Raw genomic sequence first — 16,147 nt, 5'->3', positions numbered from 1 at the left:
AAGTGAACTCAACCATGCAAAAAGTGTATTTGGACAATGCTGCTACAACGCAGGTAAGGGAAGAGGTTATTCAGCGCATGCAACAAGCGCTTGCGCAGCATTATGGCAACCCATCTTCCACGCACAGTTTTGGAAGGTCGGCAAAAACCGCCGTAGAACAAGCAAGAAAGACCATTGCCAAAACCTTGAATGCCCAACCCTCTGAAATCATTTTCACCTCAGGGGGGACCGAAGCCGACAACATGATTTTGCGATGTGCTGTTAGGGATTTAGGGGTTGAGACCATTATTACCTCCAAAATAGAGCACCATGCCGTGCTGCATACCGTGGAAGAACTCGAAAAAGAGTACAATACAAATGTTCGGTATGTGGATTTAGATGAATTTGGCAGTCCCAGCATAGCACATTTGGAGGATTTGCTCAAGAAGGACGGTTCCAGGAAGTTGGTAAGTTTGATGCATGTGAACAACGAGATTGGCAATATTACGGATATCGCTGCCGTTGGTGAACTTTGCAAAGAAAACAATGCACTTTTCCATTCGGATACTGTTCAGTCCATTGGACATTATCCTTGGGACGCGCAGGCTATACATATTGACTTTATGACTGCGGCAGCCCATAAATTCCATGGGCCCAAAGGCGTCGGATTTGCCTTTATCAGAAAAAATTCTGGATTAAAACCATTGATCGTTGGTGGGGCCCAAGAAAGGGGCTTTAGAGCGGGAACAGAACCTTTTCACAACATTGTAGGCTTGGAAGAGGCCTTTGTCAGGGCTTACGAGCACTTGGATGAAGAGGCCAAAACCGTAAAAGAGCTTAAAAAATATTTTGTAGACCAAGTTTTAAAGGAGATACCGGGAGCTGAATGCAATGGACTTTCAGGTGATTTGGAGAAAAGTACCTATACCTTGGCCAATATTCGCTTGCCGTTTGACAAACAAAAAGGGCTAATGCTCTTGTTCCATTTGGATATGAAGGGAATTGCCTGCTCCAAAGGCAGTGCCTGCCAATCGGGAAGCAACCAAGGGTCGCATGTGCTTAACGAGATTCTGTCCGGTGAGGAGCTGGAAAAGCCAAGTCTACGCTTTTCTTTCTCCATATACAATACCAAGGAAGAACTCGACTACGCTGTTGAGGTATTAAAGGAATTTGCGAACAGTTAATCAGTTTCTGTTCCTGCGTTTTTCTCTGTCGTAAGGAAATTTTCTGGATGCGGTTTTCATCATTTTGTCGATGAGCTCCGTGGTGTTTTTACCGGTTTTCTTGGAGATTTCGTTTTCGTACTTCCACAGCAATTTTCCGGTTTCGCCATCACTGATTTTTACCCCGATGCGACCATAATTGGCATCTCCACTGAAGTAATCCAAAATACTGAAATCGGTGGGCACACCCTCGGAAAGTAAAATGTTTAGGTTTAGGTTGCCGCTGATAATTCCATCAACATCCAAAATTTCACACAATTCTTGGGTGGTGTAGGTGTCAATATTGTTGTAGTTGATGTTGTTTTGGGCCAAAATAGCATTGGTGTTCCTGATATTTTGGAAATCCACACTGAACTTTTTCCGCTTTTTTCGTTTGGAAAAATAGGTTTCCAATGCATTCTGCACCGCGTACCCTTCTTTTTCGGCCAATATGCTTAACTCATCCTTGTCCACGGCTTTTTTGAGTTCCAAATGAGCTATAAAGGGAACAATCGCCAAAATTTCATGGTCATTGGTGTATTCGTCAAACCGTATGCTCTCATAAATGTTTTTTTGCGCCATGGTTAAGGTCGAGGCAAAAAGAACAAAGACAAAGACAATTTTTTTCATCAAATTTTATTTAGTCGAGTACTCGGTAATTAATTGGCCGAAGCTTATAAAAAGTTGAGTTTGAACATCTCTCATGGGTTTACCCTAGAGCCGTTGATTAATTTTAAGGAAATCGGTCTAGGCGATTTTTCGTTTGCAAAAATAACGCTATTTCCTGAAAAATGTGCCCTCATAGGTTGTGGAATTGCCCACATTGTCGGTAACCGTAACTTTTAGTTCACATTCCGTTTCGTTGGAGATATTGTCATCAAAACTGTATGTTATGGTATTGGTCTTGGGTTCGTACTCCATCAAGATCCATTTCCCGTTCAAGGTGGCCGAATAGCTGTCAATACCGCTAAGATCGTCCGAAATGGTAAGGCTCAAATAACTATAATTGCTCAACCATTGTTTTTCCTTAAAATTCTTGGGCCGTATTACGGGTGCAATGCTATCCCTTACCAATGTGTAGGTGCCCAAAGTACGGGTTCGGGTGGTAAAGGAACCATCCCTTTTATAGGTTTTGGAATAGGAAGGGTTCATTCTACTGTCCAAATGTGCAATAAATAGTTGTTTTCTTTCTTCAGCCGAATATTTTGACGGGTCGAAACTAATAGTAAAATTTCGGTGCGCCGCTATACTATTGTCGTGTATGGTGATGGTATCGTTCCCTTTTTCCAGGTTGATGAAGAAATCTTCATAAAATGTACTGGCGGGGAAATACACTTTGGCAGCACCTAGGTCAAAGTTGTTGGGTTTGTCGGCTATCACAAAATTATCGGTGGTTTCATCAACTTTGCTAATTTTTTCTTCCTCTCGTTTCCCTTCAACCGGAATAACGAGCTTGGTTGTGTTTCCGGCCAAATCGGAAATGTGCAATTCCACGTTGTAGGACATTCCTTCTTCCACATTGATTTTACCATCGTTGTACAGTGATTTGTAGATGCTCAAATGGTTGTAGGGCTCCTTAAAACATTTTTGGATACGCTGCCGGTGGTCATAAAAATGAGCGTAATCAATAAGTGTGTTGATGTATCGTGTTTCTCCAAAGGAGAAAGATTCAAAATCAAACTCGGAAAATACCCTGCCATTTACCGTTTGCTTAACGGCATATACCCCATTTTTGTTCGCTGCCATGTCCAAACGGTCAAAAGTATCGATGCCAAAACCAATGGTACCAATGGCAGTTACTTTATCTGCCAAAAAAGAACCATCGGACTGCCTTGTATAATTTAACTGAATTTTCTCAGCACTTTGGTTGATCAAGGCGCCTTCGGACAAAGGGTAGCCATACAGCCCTAGCAAAGTTGGGTCTGTCGCATCCCTTACTTCATAACCATAGAGCAGGGGGTTGGTGGGTTTGCCGCTTACACTGCTTCGTATTTCAAAATGGAGGTGGGGCCCCGCAGAACCGCCTGTATTGCCCGAATAGGCAATAGTGCCCCCTTTTGTGACTTTAAGTTCACCATAATCAGGGAACATTTCCACTTCGTAGGATTGTTTCTGGTACTGTACTTTTTTTACATACTCCTCTATTTCAGGGCCAAATTTTTTAAGGTGAGCATATACCGAGGTATATCCATTGGGGTGTGCTACGTACAGGGCCTTTCCATAGCCCCAGTGAGAAACTTTGATGCGCGTTACAGTACCATCGGCAATGGCATAAACCGGCAGTCCTTCCCGTTGTTGGGTCTTAATATCCATTCCCGAATGAAAGTGGTTGGAGCGCAGTTCACCGAAAGTGCCGGCTAGCACCAAGGGAATGTCCAAAGGGGAGCGAAATTCGCCTTGAGGATATTTTTTTTGGGCAGGCAGGTATAATACAGTAAAAAAAAAGGCTAAAAAAAAGTTGTGGCGCATATAAAAATCAATATTTCCTTACGAAAGTAACCAATGTTTTTATTTGATAAAAAGATTTAAGACAACTCCCCAAACAGGCTCTAAGAATAAATCCAAAAAGTATTGCGAGGTTGTGCTAGGTTGGTTAACTTTGTGTAATACGTATTGTTGTTTGCATATATGAGCGAACTTGTTGAGATTGTGGATTCTTTGGAGAACAAGGTGAGCAAACTGCTGCACAAAATGGAGCTGTTGCACCAAGTGAATGCCAAACTAAAACAGGAATTGGAACTTCAAAAGGAGAAAAACGAACTCAAAGAGCGTGCTCTAAAAGAATGGGAAGAAAAATATGACTCCCTGAAAATGGCGAACACAATGCTGGGTGGTAATACTAGTAGTAAAACAGAAGCTAAGCTCAAAATAAATACATTGATTCGCGAACTTGATGTTTGCATAGCCAAGTTGGCGGATTAACGGATACCGAGATTATGGACGAGAAGCTCAAAATAAAGCTTTCCATTGCCGACAGGGTATATCCTTTAACGATTGACCCCAAGCAAGAGGAAGGGTTGCGAAAAGCGGCCAAGAACATAGAAAATTTGGCAAAAAAGTTTGAGCAAAACTATGCCGTTCGGGATAAGCAGGATGTTTTGGCCATGTGTGCCCTGCAATTTGCTTCCAAAATTGAGCAAGGTGGAATAGAACGTTCAGAAAATGCAGAGGCCGCCATGCAGCGCCTCAGGGCCTTGGATGAATTGGTTCACTCCAAATTGGGAGAATAAGTTCTTTAAAATAAAATATTGTTACTGCCCACATTGGTAATTTATTTTTGACAAACTCAACACTATTATAATTAGAAAGGGTGAGTTTAGGTTGTAAAAGCAGGCCCTACTTGTATAGGGATCCTTGATCAGTCTGTTAGCCCTAAACTTGTATTTTGGAGTTTGTACAAAACTTCTTCCGATGTGGGCTTTTTTTTTAACTAAACACAAGCAAACATGGATAATATCATAGTTATTGTTGGCGCAGCTGTTGTGGGGCTGGCAATAGGATTTGCAATTGCCAAGATGATGGAGAAAGGCAAAGCGTCCAAGACCATTGCCAATGCAAAAAAAGAAGCAGCCAATATTATAAAGGAAGCCAGTAAAGAAGGCGAGAGCATAAAGAAGGATAAGATTTTTCAGGCAAAGGAGAAGTTTTTGGAGTTGAAGGCGGAGCACGAGAAAGTCATCATCAATAAGGATAAAAAAATTGCAGAGGCCGAAAAGCGTACAAGGGACAAAGAGTCACAAGTTAGCAGCGAATTGGCCAAGAACAAAAAGCTTAACGATCAATTTCAACAAAAAATAAAAGAAATCGAGTACAAAAGTGAGATACTCGACAAAAAACAATCTGAGGTTGAAAAGCTCCACAAGAGCCAAGTACAGCAGTTGGAAGTAATTTCTGGACTTTCCGCAGAAGATGCCAAGGCCCAATTGTTGGAATCTTTAAAGGAAACTGCCAAAAGCGATGCCATGGCATATCTTCAAAACACCTTGGAAGAAGCAAAGCTCACCGCACAGCAAGAGGCCCGAAAAATCGTGGTCAACACCATTCAGCGTATCGGAACCGAGGAAGCTGTGGAGAACTGTGTGTCGGTGTTCAATTTGGAGTCGGATGACGTTAAAGGCCGTATTATTGGCCGAGAGGGTAGAAACATCCGTGCTTTGGAATCGGCCACAGGTGTTGAGATCATTGTAGATGATACCCCAGAAGCCATTATCCTATCCTGTTTTGATTCCGTTAGGAGGGAAGTGGCACGTTTGTCGTTGCACCGATTGGTCACCGATGGAAGAATTCACCCTGCCCGCATTGAAGAGGTAGTGAAGAAGACCGAAAAGCAAATCAACGAAGAAATAGCCGAAATAGGCAAGCGTACCGTAATCGATTTAGGTATCCATGGATTGCATCCGGAATTGATCAAAGCAGTGGGCCGAATGAAATATCGTTCTTCCTACGGACAAAACTTATTACAACACTCCAGAGAGGTTGCCAAACTCTGCGGGGTAATGGCCGCCGAACTGGGTCTTAACCCAAAATTGGCTAAAAGAGCCGGATTGCTTCACGATATTGGTAAAGTGCCCATGGCCGAAGTGGAGGTGGAAACCCCTCACGCCATCTTGGGGATGCAATGGGCGCAGAAATATGGTGAAAAGGACGAGGTTTGCAATGCAATCGGAGCCCACCACGACGAAATTGAGATGACCACTTTAATTTCTCCCATAGTCCAAGTTTGTGATGCTATCAGCGGTGCACGCCCTGGAGCTAGGAGACAAGTTTTGGACTCCTACATTCAAAGATTAAAGGATTTGGAAGATATTGCTTTCGGCTTCAATGGGGTACAGAAAGCCTACGCCATTCAGGCGGGAAGGGAACTGCGTGTAATTGTGGAAAGCGAAAAAGTGAACGATGACAAAGCAGCGGAACTCTCTTTCGAAATATCACAAAAAATACAGACCGATATGACCTATCCCGGTCAAGTTAAGGTTACCGTAATCCGTGAAACACGATCGGTGAACGTGGCCAAGTAAGGGCTGATATTTATCATATTTTTCTAACCAAAATCAGGCTAATTTCATTCAGGGAATTGATAAATAACTTGAGTGATGAAAAATAGTGTGCCCGTTTCAAAAATAATGACCACAAAACTGGTCACGCTCACGACCAAAGATGATTTGGTTACTGCAGAAAGGCTTTTCAAGAAGCATCATATTCGACATATTCCTGTTGTTGAAGGTAGTTCCATCTTGGGAATACTGAGCTACACCGATTTGTTGCGTATCAGTTTTGCGGATGCGGTGGATGAGCATGAGGAATTTGTGGATACCATTGTATATAATATGTTCACCATTCCTCAGGTGATGGTCAACGATGTTATGAGTGTAGCATCCGATACTTCAATCAAGGATGTGGCACGTTTTCTCTCCAAAAAAGAATTTCATGCGCTGCCTGTAGTGGATAACGGCAAACTTGTGGGGATAGTCACCACTACGGATTTAATCAACTATTTGTTGGAATGTATTGAATCTTAGACGGGAGAAGTTAAAGGACCGCTAGTTTTAGCGGCCCTTTAATATTTTATTTTTCCATAGAAAACTGAATCTTATTCCTCTTCGTTGCTGTCCGTTTCTTCCTCTTCGCTCTCCTTGTTGAGTTTGTGCTCCAAAATATTCAGCTTCTTCATTTTCTCTTTCCAAGTTTGAAGTGCTTCTTTTTGTTTGTCCAATTTGTTGACGACTTCTTTGACCAAAGGATTGTCCTCTGAATCATCTGAGAAAAACTGAAGGTTGTTCTCCAACTGACGAATTTCGGATTTTACCTCATCAATTTTACGCTTAACAAAAACACGTTCGTTGCCAATGGCGTAGTTATCCTCTGTTTTGGCAAGTTCCTGTACTTTGTTCCCGTATTTGAGCAGTTCCGATTGTTGTTTGCCTACCCCTAATTTTTTAAAGAGGGCATCCACAATTTTATTGAACTTGCTGTTGATGTGCTTTTTGTTATATGGAATACGACCGTATTGTTTCCACTCGGCCAAAAAGGCTTTAACGTCTTCAATATCCTTCTTCTTGTCACCGCTCAGTTGGAACTCTTTTAAACGGTCCAAACATTCGCTTTTCTTTTTAAAGTTTTCAAACTCTTCCTTGTGTGCCTCGTTCTTTTCTGCGTGTAAACGGTCAAAATAGTGGTTGCAAGCATCTTTGAATTCTTTCCAGATTTTGTCGGAATATTTTCTGGGAACATGGCCAATTTTTTTCCAATCCCTTTGAATACGCTTCATTTGTGGGGTAACCTCGGCCCAATCATCACTATCTTTCAAAGAAATGGCCAATTCCAACAGTTCCTTTTTCTTTTCAAGGTTTTGCTGTTGCTCTTTTTTCTGATTTTTATAGAATGCGTTTTTTGTCCTATTGAATTTACGGACGGTTTCCTTAAAATAGCTCCAAGTTTCTTCGTTCACTTTTTGGGGTACCCGACCTGCCTTAAAAAATGAATCCCTTAGCGCTTCCACCTCTTTTATTTGTTGTTGGATGCCTCTGTGGTTATCCGCAACGTTTTCGGCTATTTTAGCGATGTTAGCTATGATCTCTTGCTTTTTTTCCAAGTTTTTCTCGTAGACCTTTTCCAATTCTTGGAAATGTTCTTGCCTACGTTGGTGCATGGCCTTGGTGGCTGTGCTGAATTTTTCCCAGATTTCCTCCCGATGTTCCTTGGCTACGGGACCAATATCCTCTTTCCAAATTTTATGAAGCGTTTGCAGTTCCCTAAAGGCTTTGTTCAAATCTGGTTCTTCCGCCAAAGCTTCGGCACGTTCCACCAACTTCTGCTTTTCTTCCAGATTGTGTTTAAAATCCAGATCGCGCAATTCACGGTTTAGGTGCAGAAAATCGTAAAAGATTTCCATGTGATGATGGTAGGTGCGCCAAACATCGTTGTAATTGGTACGCGGAATGGGTCCTGCATTTTTCCATCTATTTTGGAGGTCTTTAAAATTGTTATAGGTAGTATTAATGTCCTCCTCAATATCAATGAGGCCTTTTAGCTCTTCAATAATATCCAACCTTTTTTGCAGGTTGGCCTTTAGGGATTGATCGAGTTGTTTGTAATATTGATCGCGTTTTTCCCGGAAATCCGAATACACCTCGTTGAATTGCCTTTTGGCAACGGAATTATATCGAAAATCAATTTCATTTCCTCCCTTGGATATAAACTCTTCTTTTTTCTCGTCAATGAATTCTTGGAATTTTTGGTCGAACTCATACTTAATGGAACTAACATGTTTGTTAATTGCCTGTACTTTTTCATTTTTTACCAAACGTTGTAACTCTCCGACCAGGTTTTCCATGGTCATGGAGTGGTAATCCAGCATTGGTATGGTATGCCGTTTTTCGTTTTCGGCATCTTCAGCATCCTCTGCGTTGGATTCGTCAATCTCGTCTATATGTTCTTCGGTATTGTTCTTTTCGCTTTCGGATTCGGAAACGACCTTTTTCTTGGGTTTTTGGGACTCTTCAGTTTCAGATACAGTTTCTTCGGACACTTCAGATTCGGCTTGTGTAGCTTCTTCCAATTGTCCTTTTGTGTTTTCTGATGTTTCTTCTATTCCACCTTCAGCTTGCTGAAGTTTACGATCGTTTTCCTGCATTCGTAGCTTGTTTACCTATTGATTGATGAAAATTATAGCCAATTTAACAACTTAATTGTCTAATAGCAAAAGTATTGATTCTTCTTTTGATGAAGTTTACAGATGTACGGATTGGTAAAATCCCTATGTCGATTACTCGTTTTTAAGCATTGTTCCAGATTTCCCAAGCTTTTTCGGCTTGTTGCTCCAGCATTTTTAATCCATTGGAAATGGTTGCCCCTTTGGCTTCGCCATAAGCTAGAAAACTGGTTTTTTCGGGATTGTAGATAAGATCGTACAGCAAATGTTGAGGACCAATGTGCTGATAGTGGAGTGCTGGTTTGTCCTCAATATTGGGATATGTTCCCAAAGGGGTGCAGTTGATGATCAAGGTGTTTTTTTCCATGATATCTTTATCCAGTTCCCCATAGGTGTACTGCCCATCTTTTTTACTGCGCGAAACATAGGTGTTGGCAATTCCCAGTTCATCCAGAACAAAACGAACCGCTTTGGATGCGCCTCCTGTTCCTAGGATCAATGCGTGGGTATGATGTGGTTTCAAGAAAGGTTCCAAGGATTTTTTAAAGCCATAGGCATCGGTGTTGAAGCCTTTTAAGCCTTTTTTTGAAAATTGAATGGTGTTTACGGCACCTATTTTCTCTGCTTTGGAATCCAATTCATCTAAATAGGGGATAACCTCTTGTTTGTAGGGTATGGTTACGTTAAGTCCTCTAAGATTATCTTGGGTGAGCACGTTTTTTAGCTCTTCGATTTTTTGAAGATCAAAATTCTCGTAGCTGTGGTCGTTCAATCCCAAAGCCTTGAATTTTTGGGTGAAATATCCTTGCGAAAACGAGTAAGAGATGTTTTTACCGAGTAGCCCGAACCTGTTCATTTTTTTTTCTGTTGTTGCCATACCAATCCAAAATCAATAATACCAAAATCCCCATTAAAATAAAAAGTATGGCCCACCAAGTTTCTGCCTCTGCCATTTGTGGAAGGTGACGTTTATAGTTGAGAATTATTTTATCCCCGTTGGAATCCAATAAGGGGTTGCCGGCTTCGTCCACCTTAAAAATGGTTCTTTTCCAAGGCCAAAGTACGCCCAAAGATCCCGTGATAAAACCTAGCAATACCGCAGTTGTTGTAGCTTTAAAATGTTTGAGGACATAACTGAGCAAATGTGAAAAGGTAACCAATCCGGTGACGGACCCCAAGGTGAAAACACCTAGTATCTTTAAGATTTGTATGCGTTCGGAATTTTTTACGAAGCTAAAATCCCCAGATAAAACTTCAGAAAAAGTATCGTAGAGTGCGTTGACGGAATCTACCAGTAGCAGGACATAGTTGCCCAATAAAATCAATATGAAGGAGCCGGACAGCCCGGGAAGTGTCATCCCGGAAACACTAACAATCCCACAGAAAAAAACAAAAAATAAGTTGTCGTTCTCTTTGGCAGGGTTTAAAAAACTAATGGAAATTCCAATGATAAACCCGATGACACCTGCTGGAATGGTACGTTTGTTCCAAGGAGCAAAATCTTTCCCTATATGGTAAATGGAGCCTATGACCATTCCAAAGAAAGTGGCCCAAACAAAGACCTCGTTATGGTCCAAAAAATAATCTAGAATCCGGGAGACACTAAAATAGCTGACCAGCATTCCAAAAATCAGCAAGCCCAGAAATTTGGCATTGGTGTATCGGAAAAAACTTTTGAACCTGCCATTGAAGAACAACTTCACCGCTTTGGAATTCAGTTTTTGCAGCGAATAGATGAATTCTTCGTAAAATCCGGCAACAAAGGCTACAATACCGCCCGAAACCCCGGGAACCTTATTGGCGGCCCCCATGCACAGGCCTTTGATGACCAAGAAGAAGTTATCCAGAAATGTTCTAGGTTGCTGTGGCATAAGACCTGATGGTTTTCTCGATAATCGAGATTTAAATGCTCCGAGGCTTGCCTCGAAATCAAAATATGTTTTCCTACCGATGTCTCGTGGGCTTGTCCCGAGGTAGTTTACTTATTTTTTGGAAGCTACTTTTTCCAGGATAAAAATAAGTGAAAAACCTAGGATGGCTAAGACTATGGCCAGTATTAATTTGCTATCGCCCTCAAAAGCGCCCGGAAGTACGTTCATATCATCCACAACAATGGTTTTTTCGCCAAATGTTTTGGTTTCCAAGACTTTTTTCCACGGCCAAATTTTATTTAAGGAACCCAAGATAAACCCTGTTAGCAGTGCCAAAGTGATGTTTTTGTAGTGATTGAACATCCATTTGAGCAGGCGAGCAAAGCTCAAAAGCCCAAAAATGGCCCCAACGCCCACAGTCAAAATTATTTTGATATCCCTTTCGTGGACAGCATCCAAAATGGTTTTGTAGGAGCCTAACAGTACAAGGATAAACGCTCCCGAAATACCCGGGAGGATCATGGCACAAATGGCCAATGCGCCCGAAAGAAACAAATAGGGCAGGCTACCCGAGTTATCGCTTGCAGGGAGTTCGGTTATAAAGAAAGCCAAGGCAGCGCCCAAGATCAATACAATCACTTTTCCCAAATTCCATCTGGTAATTTCTTTGCCTACCATAAAAATGGAGGCAACCACCAATCCAAAGAAAAAGGACCATAATAAAATGGGTTCGTTTTCCAAAAGCCAACTCAGGAATTTTGCCAAGGAAAGCACACTGATAAATATTCCGAGAAAAAGAGCCAATAAAAAGTTTCCATTGACTTTGTTCCAAAGGGCCTTGATGCCTTCTTTTTTTAAAATTGAAATCAGGGAAAGGTTTATGTTATTTATGGAGGTTATGAGTTCTTCATAAATGCCAGAAATAAAGGCAATGGTTCCTCCCGATACTCCTGGGACAACGTCCGCGGCACCCATGGCCATTCCTTTCAGGGTAATAAAAACGTAGTCCAGTATACGACGTGCTTGCATTAATTTGGTAATAAGGTGGGGCTACTTGGCTGTTTTTCTGATTTTTGAAACCAGCGCTTTTACCCAATCAACTTCAATGAATTCAGGGAATTCTTTTTCAAACTGCTGCAATTTACCAATATCCAATTTCATAGCCTTGGATAAGATGCTTTTTGCTTCATCCAAATCGTGATTTTTTAAATGGATACCTGCCAATTTATAGGTAAGGTCCGAATTGTCGGGATAAAATTCCAACCCTTGGATCAACACTTGTATTGCCGAATTGTAATCTCCGATTTTATTGAGTACTTGTGCCCAGTTCCTCCATGTTTCCAGTTCGTAATTGCCCAAGTCCACTGCTTGTTTATAGGCAAAATCTGCCTCGTCCCAATTGTTTAGGGCAGCATATAATTTTCCGGCTTTTTTCCAATATTTTGGGTTTTCCCCATCAATATTTATGGCCTTGTTGATGTAGTATATGGCTTTTTCATAGTCTTTTTGCCTAAAATGGAAATCGGTAATGGCCAACCATCCCTTGTCCAATAAAGGGTCTTCGTGAACGGTGTGGTAGTAATAATATTTGGCCAGATCGTAGTTCCCCAGTTTTTCGTGGCATTTACCAAGCCTTAGAAAGGCATACGATGTAGGGTCTTCTATGGATATGGTGGACTCGTAGTTCTCGATGGCCTCGTTGTACCTGCCCAATTTTTCCAGCACTTTACCTTTTTCAAAATAGGCGCCGATAAAGGAATCGTCCGAAATCACTGCAAAATCAAAAGCGGTCAAAGCCTCGATATAGAGCTTTTTGGCCAAGTACATTTTCCCCAATTGGTGCCAAGCCACCTCGCAATAAGGGTTTCGGTCGAGATAATCGTTAAGGTATAGGATACTGCCATCATAATCCTCCAAAAACTCAAAGCAGTATACTACGTTATAGAGTGATGAGTAGTCTCCATCATCAATCTCAACGCATCTCATAAAACTAAGTTTTGCCTGCTCGTAGTTGTCCATAAATAGATACTCCATTCCCAATAGGGAGTGAATGTCGAACGAGTGGTCCGTAATATCCAATGCCTCTAGTAGAAGATTTACGGCTTCTTGGTGTTTGTCCTGTTTGGAGCGGATATTGGCCCGTTGGATATAGACTTCCTCATTGGCCGCATTAATGGTCTGAATTTCATCCAGAAGTGTTTCTGCAGCATCAAACTTGTCCTCAAAAGCCAATACTTCTACCTGTAAAAGTTTCAGTTCCATGGAATTTGGATGTTGTTCCAAGCCAATCTGAATGGCTTTTTTGCCCAAGGAGATTTTACCGTTGTTCAGGTAGTGGTGAATAATTTCCTCAAAGTCCTCCGCATCAAAAAAGTAGACGTCATCCGTCTTGAGCATGGACTCAAATTTGTTTATGGATTTGTCAGGATATTCGTTAGATTCTAACGCCATAGGAACGTTTTTGGTTGAACTATGGACTTAAAATTAACCCTTTGCGGTGCTCTTCAAGTCCAAATTCGGGGTATGTTATCAACAAATTAGTTAACAGTACTGGGTTTGTAGTTATTTAAAATACTGAGGATTTGGTCGCAACCCTCCTCAATTTCTTTCATGGAAATGGTTAATGGAGGTGATATTCTTACGGCTTTGGGTTCAAATAAAAGCCAAAAGAGAATCAGTCCTTGTTTAGCGGCCTCAAGGATTAAATAGTCGGCCACTTCCTTGCTTTCCATAATGGGGGCGAGCATTAAGCCCTTGCCCCTAATTTCCTTAATTAAGGAGTGATCCAATAATTTTCGGAACAGTTTTTCTTTTTCCAGCGTTTGTGGTATAAGGTCTGTTTCGGTGATTTCTTTTAGGGTTGCCAAACTTGCCGCAGCAATCACGGGATTGCCACCAAAAGTTGTGATATGTCCAAATTTTGGGTTTTCTTTTAATTCGGCCATGAACTCGTGCGATGCCACAAAGGCTCCTACTGGCATACCTGAAGCCATTCCTTTTCCAATGACCAAGATGTCCGGCGTGCAATTAAAATGTTCAAATGCGAACAATCTACCTGTACGGCCAAATCCGGGCTGTATTTCATCCAGAATCAATAAAGCACCTACTTCGTTGCAACGTTTTCTTACTTTTTCTAAGTAATGGTTCTCTGGTAATATAAATCCAGCGCCCCCTTGAATGGTTTCCAAGACCACGGCAGCGGTTTTCTCGGTAATGTTGTCCAGTTCTTCCTCCGCATTAAATTGGATGAACCTCACATCTGGAATCAGTGGTCGAAAGGCACTTTTGCGTTCCTCCAGCCCCATCAAACTTAAACTGCCCATGGTGTTACCGTGATAGGCCTTTTTTGCAGCAATAATTTGTGAGCGACCTGTGTGTCTTCGGGCCAGTTTAATGGCTCCTTCCATGGCTTCCGTTCCCGAATTGACCAAATAAGTGGTGTTCAGATTGTCGGGTAAGTGTGCCGCCAATAATTTTGAAAATTCGACCGCTGGTTTTTGCACATACTCGCCATAGACCATCACGTGCATGTACTTGTCCACTTGTGCTTTAACGGCATCCACAACTTTTGGATGGGAATGTCCCAAACCGCATGCAGATACCCCAGCCACAAAATCCAGATGGGCATTACCATCTTGGTCGTAGATGTAGCTGCCCTTGGCATGGGAGACTTCCAAGGCCAATGGATGGGGGGAAGTTTGGGCTTGGTATGTGAAAAAGTCGTTTTTGGACATTATGGGGTCTGTGCTTTCTTTTTAAGAACGGGCTTTTTGGGTTTTACAGCCTTGGAATTAGGTGCATTTATAGGGTCGTTTTGGTTTTTCTGCCGTTCGTTTTCCTCTGCATCAATATCAATAGGGCTGTCTATTCCCCTAATTTTAACTAGTTCGATATTATTGTCGTCTTCATCAAAAATTTCTTCTTTGGACATGATCCGCTCATCGCCACGCCAAACAAAACCTTTTAATTTTCGGCTTTCAACGGGCAAGTCGGTCTCGGGGAATATATCCCCATCAGGATTCACATAAAAAGTAATGTCTTCAATGTCGTTATCGGCCATGAGCAATCGAATCTTGCTGCAAATGGTCTTGTCAATTCCAATGAGCTCTTCGTCATCGTTGTAGACGTAGTAAATCACCTCGGTGTTTTGGACCAAATCAATGATTTTGAGCTCGTTTTCTACGAATTTGCCAAAGAGGTTTTTGCCCTTGGCTTGATTGTATCCAGTTCCACTAATGGTATCCAACGAAATAATAAAGGCATTTTCTATCACTTTTAGTGAATCGAGCTTATCGGTTTCCATGTCGGATATCAAATGAATACTATCGCCTGTGATTTGATTGTCCACATTCCATAAAATCGGGTCTGTAATCAACTCGGTGATCCCCGTTCTCTCATCAAAATGAATGGAATCGGATTTACCGCTCAAATCGGTTTTATAGAACTTGGCATTTCTGAAAGCTCTTACGATGCGTTCCTCTTCTTTTCCTGTTACCATCAAAGTATCTCCGTGCATGTAAAGCGAATCTTTTTGCACCAAACTGATGGAAACCGCCCTTTTGGTCGCAAAAACGGAATCTTTGGCCTTGTGCACCTCGGCATAATGGGCCCTGATCACTCCATTGTTGATGGTATCCGTAATCTGGATATTGTTGGTGGCCGAAGCAAATTCGGTAGCCTTATCAAAATAGAGACTGTCCCCCTCTATAATTTTATTGTCGTAATCAATGCGGGTGTTCTTAATGCCGTAGCCTTGTTCTATTTTGGTGTCGTAGAACCCACGTTCGCAGTAAATTTTATATTCTTCACCTGTTATGGTGGATGGACCGTACATGTATGCATTTTTGGAGGTAGTGTAGTAGTCCAACTGCTCGGAATCTATGATGTAATCTGGATTGTCTATGTGTACATTTTGCTGGAACTGATACTTTTTCGGGGTCATAAAATAAGTGCCCACTTTGCTGGTAAGCACATTGGCGGAATCTACCACTTTACCGCCTGAGTTGTAGTATGCCTGCTGTTTTTCTCGATCAAAATAAAGGGTGTCGGTGGTCAAGGTCATCTGGCCGTTCGTCAAATCCACTTTTTCCCAGGCTTTGGCCAGTTTGGTGTTACCGTCATAATCCATTTTGCCACTGTTCATTTCTATGGAATCCCCTTGTTGCAAACGGATGTTCCCAATGGCCTTTAAGCGATTTTCCTCGGCATAAAAAACGGCAATATCGCACCAAAGGTCGGCACCTTGATGCTCAAACTGAACTTGGCGCTCATCGTCTTTGCTGAAAATGGAGGCACCTGGGTACTGCGCTTCATCTTTGGTAAAGTTGGCTCCGTAGACAATGTTGATTTGCCTTTCTCCTTTGGGTTCTTGTTCTTGGGCAAAAACGCTAAAAGCGGCCAAAAATAGAATGAAAAATGAAATGCTTTTCAAATTCATGGAATTT

14 protein-coding genes and 1 other RNA gene are annotated in these 16,147 nt (G+C 41.8%); 6 read left to right on the top strand and 9 right to left on the bottom strand.

The window, feature by feature from the left end; translation table 11 throughout:
* Nucleotides 1-14 precede the first annotated feature (14 nt).
* Nucleotides 15-1,163: a cysteine desulfurase family protein gene (locus tag AC13CS_RS05260; protein ID WP_293168245.1), complete on the top strand. Its 1,149-nt coding sequence runs from the start codon at nucleotides 15-17 to the stop codon at nucleotides 1,161-1,163.
* Here AC13CS_RS05260 and AC13CS_RS05255 read toward each other — a convergent pair whose 3' ends face one another.
* Together AC13CS_RS05255 and AC13CS_RS05250 are read right to left on the bottom strand one after the other, a co-directional pair.
* Nucleotides 1,164-1,811 (bottom strand): hypothetical protein, encoded by a 648-nt coding sequence (locus AC13CS_RS05255; RefSeq protein WP_293168244.1) that lies wholly within the window; start codon nucleotides 1,809-1,811, stop codon nucleotides 1,164-1,166.
* A 147-nt stretch (nucleotides 1,812-1,958) separates the two neighbouring features.
* Nucleotides 1,959-3,650, bottom strand: a complete 1,692-nt coding sequence (locus tag AC13CS_RS05250; protein ID WP_293168243.1) for a M23 family metallopeptidase — start codon at nucleotides 3,648-3,650, stop codon at nucleotides 1,959-1,961.
* Nucleotides 3,651-3,809: 159 nt separating this feature from the next.
* On the opposite strand from AC13CS_RS05250, the gene AC13CS_RS05245 reads away from it, so the two are divergent.
* From AC13CS_RS05245 to AC13CS_RS05225, 5 genes are all read left to right on the top strand, one after another.
* The gene (locus AC13CS_RS05245; RefSeq protein ID WP_163625800.1) at nucleotides 3,810-4,103 is read left to right on the top strand and encodes a hypothetical protein; all 294 of its coding nucleotides are present in this window, start codon (nucleotides 3,810-3,812) and stop codon (nucleotides 4,101-4,103) included.
* Nucleotides 4,104-4,117: 14 nt separating this feature from the next.
* A complete protein-coding gene (locus tag AC13CS_RS05240; RefSeq protein WP_292961381.1) occupies nucleotides 4,118-4,411 on the top strand; it encodes a cell division protein ZapA in 294 nt (97 codons plus the stop codon).
* 54 nt (nucleotides 4,412-4,465) lie between these two features.
* Nucleotides 4,466-4,575: non-coding RNA, 6S RNA (ssrS, locus tag AC13CS_RS05235), on the top strand.
* Between the two features lie 52 nt (nucleotides 4,576-4,627).
* The gene (gene rny / locus AC13CS_RS05230; protein WP_293168242.1) at nucleotides 4,628-6,199 is read left to right on the top strand and encodes a ribonuclease Y; all 1,572 of its coding nucleotides are present in this window, start codon (nucleotides 4,628-4,630) and stop codon (nucleotides 6,197-6,199) included.
* A 75-nt stretch (nucleotides 6,200-6,274) separates the two neighbouring features.
* A complete protein-coding gene (locus tag AC13CS_RS05225; RefSeq protein ID WP_293168240.1) occupies nucleotides 6,275-6,700 on the top strand; it encodes a CBS domain-containing protein in 426 nt (141 codons plus the stop codon).
* Nucleotides 6,701-6,771: 71 nt separating this feature from the next.
* On the opposite strand, the gene AC13CS_RS05220 is transcribed toward AC13CS_RS05225, so the two are convergent.
* The 7 genes from AC13CS_RS05220 to AC13CS_RS05190 all read right to left on the bottom strand — a co-directional run bounded on the left by AC13CS_RS05220 (nucleotide 6,772) and on the right by AC13CS_RS05190 (nucleotide 16,140).
* The gene (locus AC13CS_RS05220) at nucleotides 6,772-8,814 is read right to left on the bottom strand and encodes a DUF349 domain-containing protein (RefSeq protein ID WP_293168238.1); all 2,043 of its coding nucleotides are present in this window, start codon (nucleotides 8,812-8,814) and stop codon (nucleotides 6,772-6,774) included.
* A 142-nt stretch (nucleotides 8,815-8,956) separates the two neighbouring features.
* Nucleotides 8,957-9,709, bottom strand: a complete 753-nt coding sequence (locus AC13CS_RS05215) for a shikimate dehydrogenase family protein (protein ID WP_293168236.1) — start codon at nucleotides 9,707-9,709, stop codon at nucleotides 8,957-8,959.
* On the bottom strand, nucleotides 9,663-10,703 hold the full coding sequence (locus AC13CS_RS05210; RefSeq protein WP_293168234.1) for a DUF368 domain-containing protein: 1,041 nt from the start codon (nucleotides 10,701-10,703) through the stop codon (nucleotides 9,663-9,665). Before AC13CS_RS05210 ends, AC13CS_RS05215 begins: the two co-directional genes overlap by 47 nt.
* Nucleotides 10,704-10,814: 111 nt before the next feature.
* Nucleotides 10,815-11,732 (bottom strand): polyprenyl-phosphate transporter, encoded by a 918-nt coding sequence (locus AC13CS_RS05205; protein WP_293168232.1) that lies wholly within the window; start codon nucleotides 11,730-11,732, stop codon nucleotides 10,815-10,817.
* Between the two features lie 21 nt (nucleotides 11,733-11,753).
* The gene (locus AC13CS_RS05200; protein ID WP_293168230.1) at nucleotides 11,754-13,154 is read right to left on the bottom strand and encodes a tetratricopeptide repeat protein; all 1,401 of its coding nucleotides are present in this window, start codon (nucleotides 13,152-13,154) and stop codon (nucleotides 11,754-11,756) included.
* Between the two features lie 86 nt (nucleotides 13,155-13,240).
* A complete protein-coding gene (locus tag AC13CS_RS05195) occupies nucleotides 13,241-14,437 on the bottom strand; it encodes a class-III pyridoxal-phosphate-dependent aminotransferase (protein WP_293168228.1) in 1,197 nt (398 codons plus the stop codon).
* Nucleotides 14,437-16,140 carry an OstA-like protein gene (locus tag AC13CS_RS05190; RefSeq protein ID WP_293168226.1) on the bottom strand — a complete coding sequence of 568 codons (1,704 nt, stop codon included), beginning with the start codon at nucleotides 16,138-16,140 and terminating at the stop codon, nucleotides 14,437-14,439. The genes AC13CS_RS05195 and AC13CS_RS05190 overlap by 1 nt, the downstream gene beginning before the upstream one ends.
* Between the last annotated feature and the right edge of the window lie 7 nt (nucleotides 16,141-16,147).

It is taken from the genome of Flagellimonas sp. B-3, assembly GCF_056857835.1.
Note: the sequence above shows the minus strand (reverse complement) of the source record. Positions and strands in the feature narration are given on the sequence as shown.

Coding starts and splice junctions, on each gene's coding strand:
- AC13CS_RS05245 (WP_163625800.1), top strand. CDS start 3,810: ATGAGCGAACTTGTTGAGATTGTGGATTCTTTGGAGAACAAGGTGAGC.
- AC13CS_RS05210 (WP_293168234.1), bottom strand. CDS start 10,703: ATGCCACAGCAACCTAGAACATTTCTGGATAACTTCTTCTTGGTCATC.
- AC13CS_RS05200 (WP_293168230.1), bottom strand. CDS start 13,154: ATGGCGTTAGAATCTAACGAATATCCTGACAAATCCATAAACAAATTT.
- AC13CS_RS05215 (WP_293168236.1), bottom strand. CDS start 9,709: ATGGCAACAACAGAAAAAAAAATGAACAGGTTCGGGCTACTCGGTAAA.
- AC13CS_RS05190 (WP_293168226.1), bottom strand. CDS start 16,140: ATGAATTTGAAAAGCATTTCATTTTTCATTCTATTTTTGGCCGCTTTT.
- AC13CS_RS05255 (WP_293168244.1), bottom strand. CDS start 1,811: ATGAAAAAAATTGTCTTTGTCTTTGTTCTTTTTGCCTCGACCTTAACC.
- AC13CS_RS05260 (WP_293168245.1), top strand. CDS start 15: ATGCAAAAAGTGTATTTGGACAATGCTGCTACAACGCAGGTAAGGGAA.
- AC13CS_RS05240 (WP_292961381.1), top strand. CDS start 4,118: ATGGACGAGAAGCTCAAAATAAAGCTTTCCATTGCCGACAGGGTATAT.
- AC13CS_RS05220 (WP_293168238.1), bottom strand. CDS start 8,814: ATGCAGGAAAACGATCGTAAACTTCAGCAAGCTGAAGGTGGAATAGAA.
- AC13CS_RS05205 (WP_293168232.1), bottom strand. CDS start 11,732: ATGCAAGCACGTCGTATACTGGACTACGTTTTTATTACCCTGAAAGGA.
- rny (WP_293168242.1), top strand. CDS start 4,628: ATGGATAATATCATAGTTATTGTTGGCGCAGCTGTTGTGGGGCTGGCA.
- AC13CS_RS05225 (WP_293168240.1), top strand. CDS start 6,275: ATGAAAAATAGTGTGCCCGTTTCAAAAATAATGACCACAAAACTGGTC.
- AC13CS_RS05250 (WP_293168243.1), bottom strand. CDS start 3,650: ATGCGCCACAACTTTTTTTTAGCCTTTTTTTTTACTGTATTATACCTG.
- AC13CS_RS05195 (WP_293168228.1), bottom strand. CDS start 14,437: ATGTCCAAAAACGACTTTTTCACATACCAAGCCCAAACTTCCCCCCAT.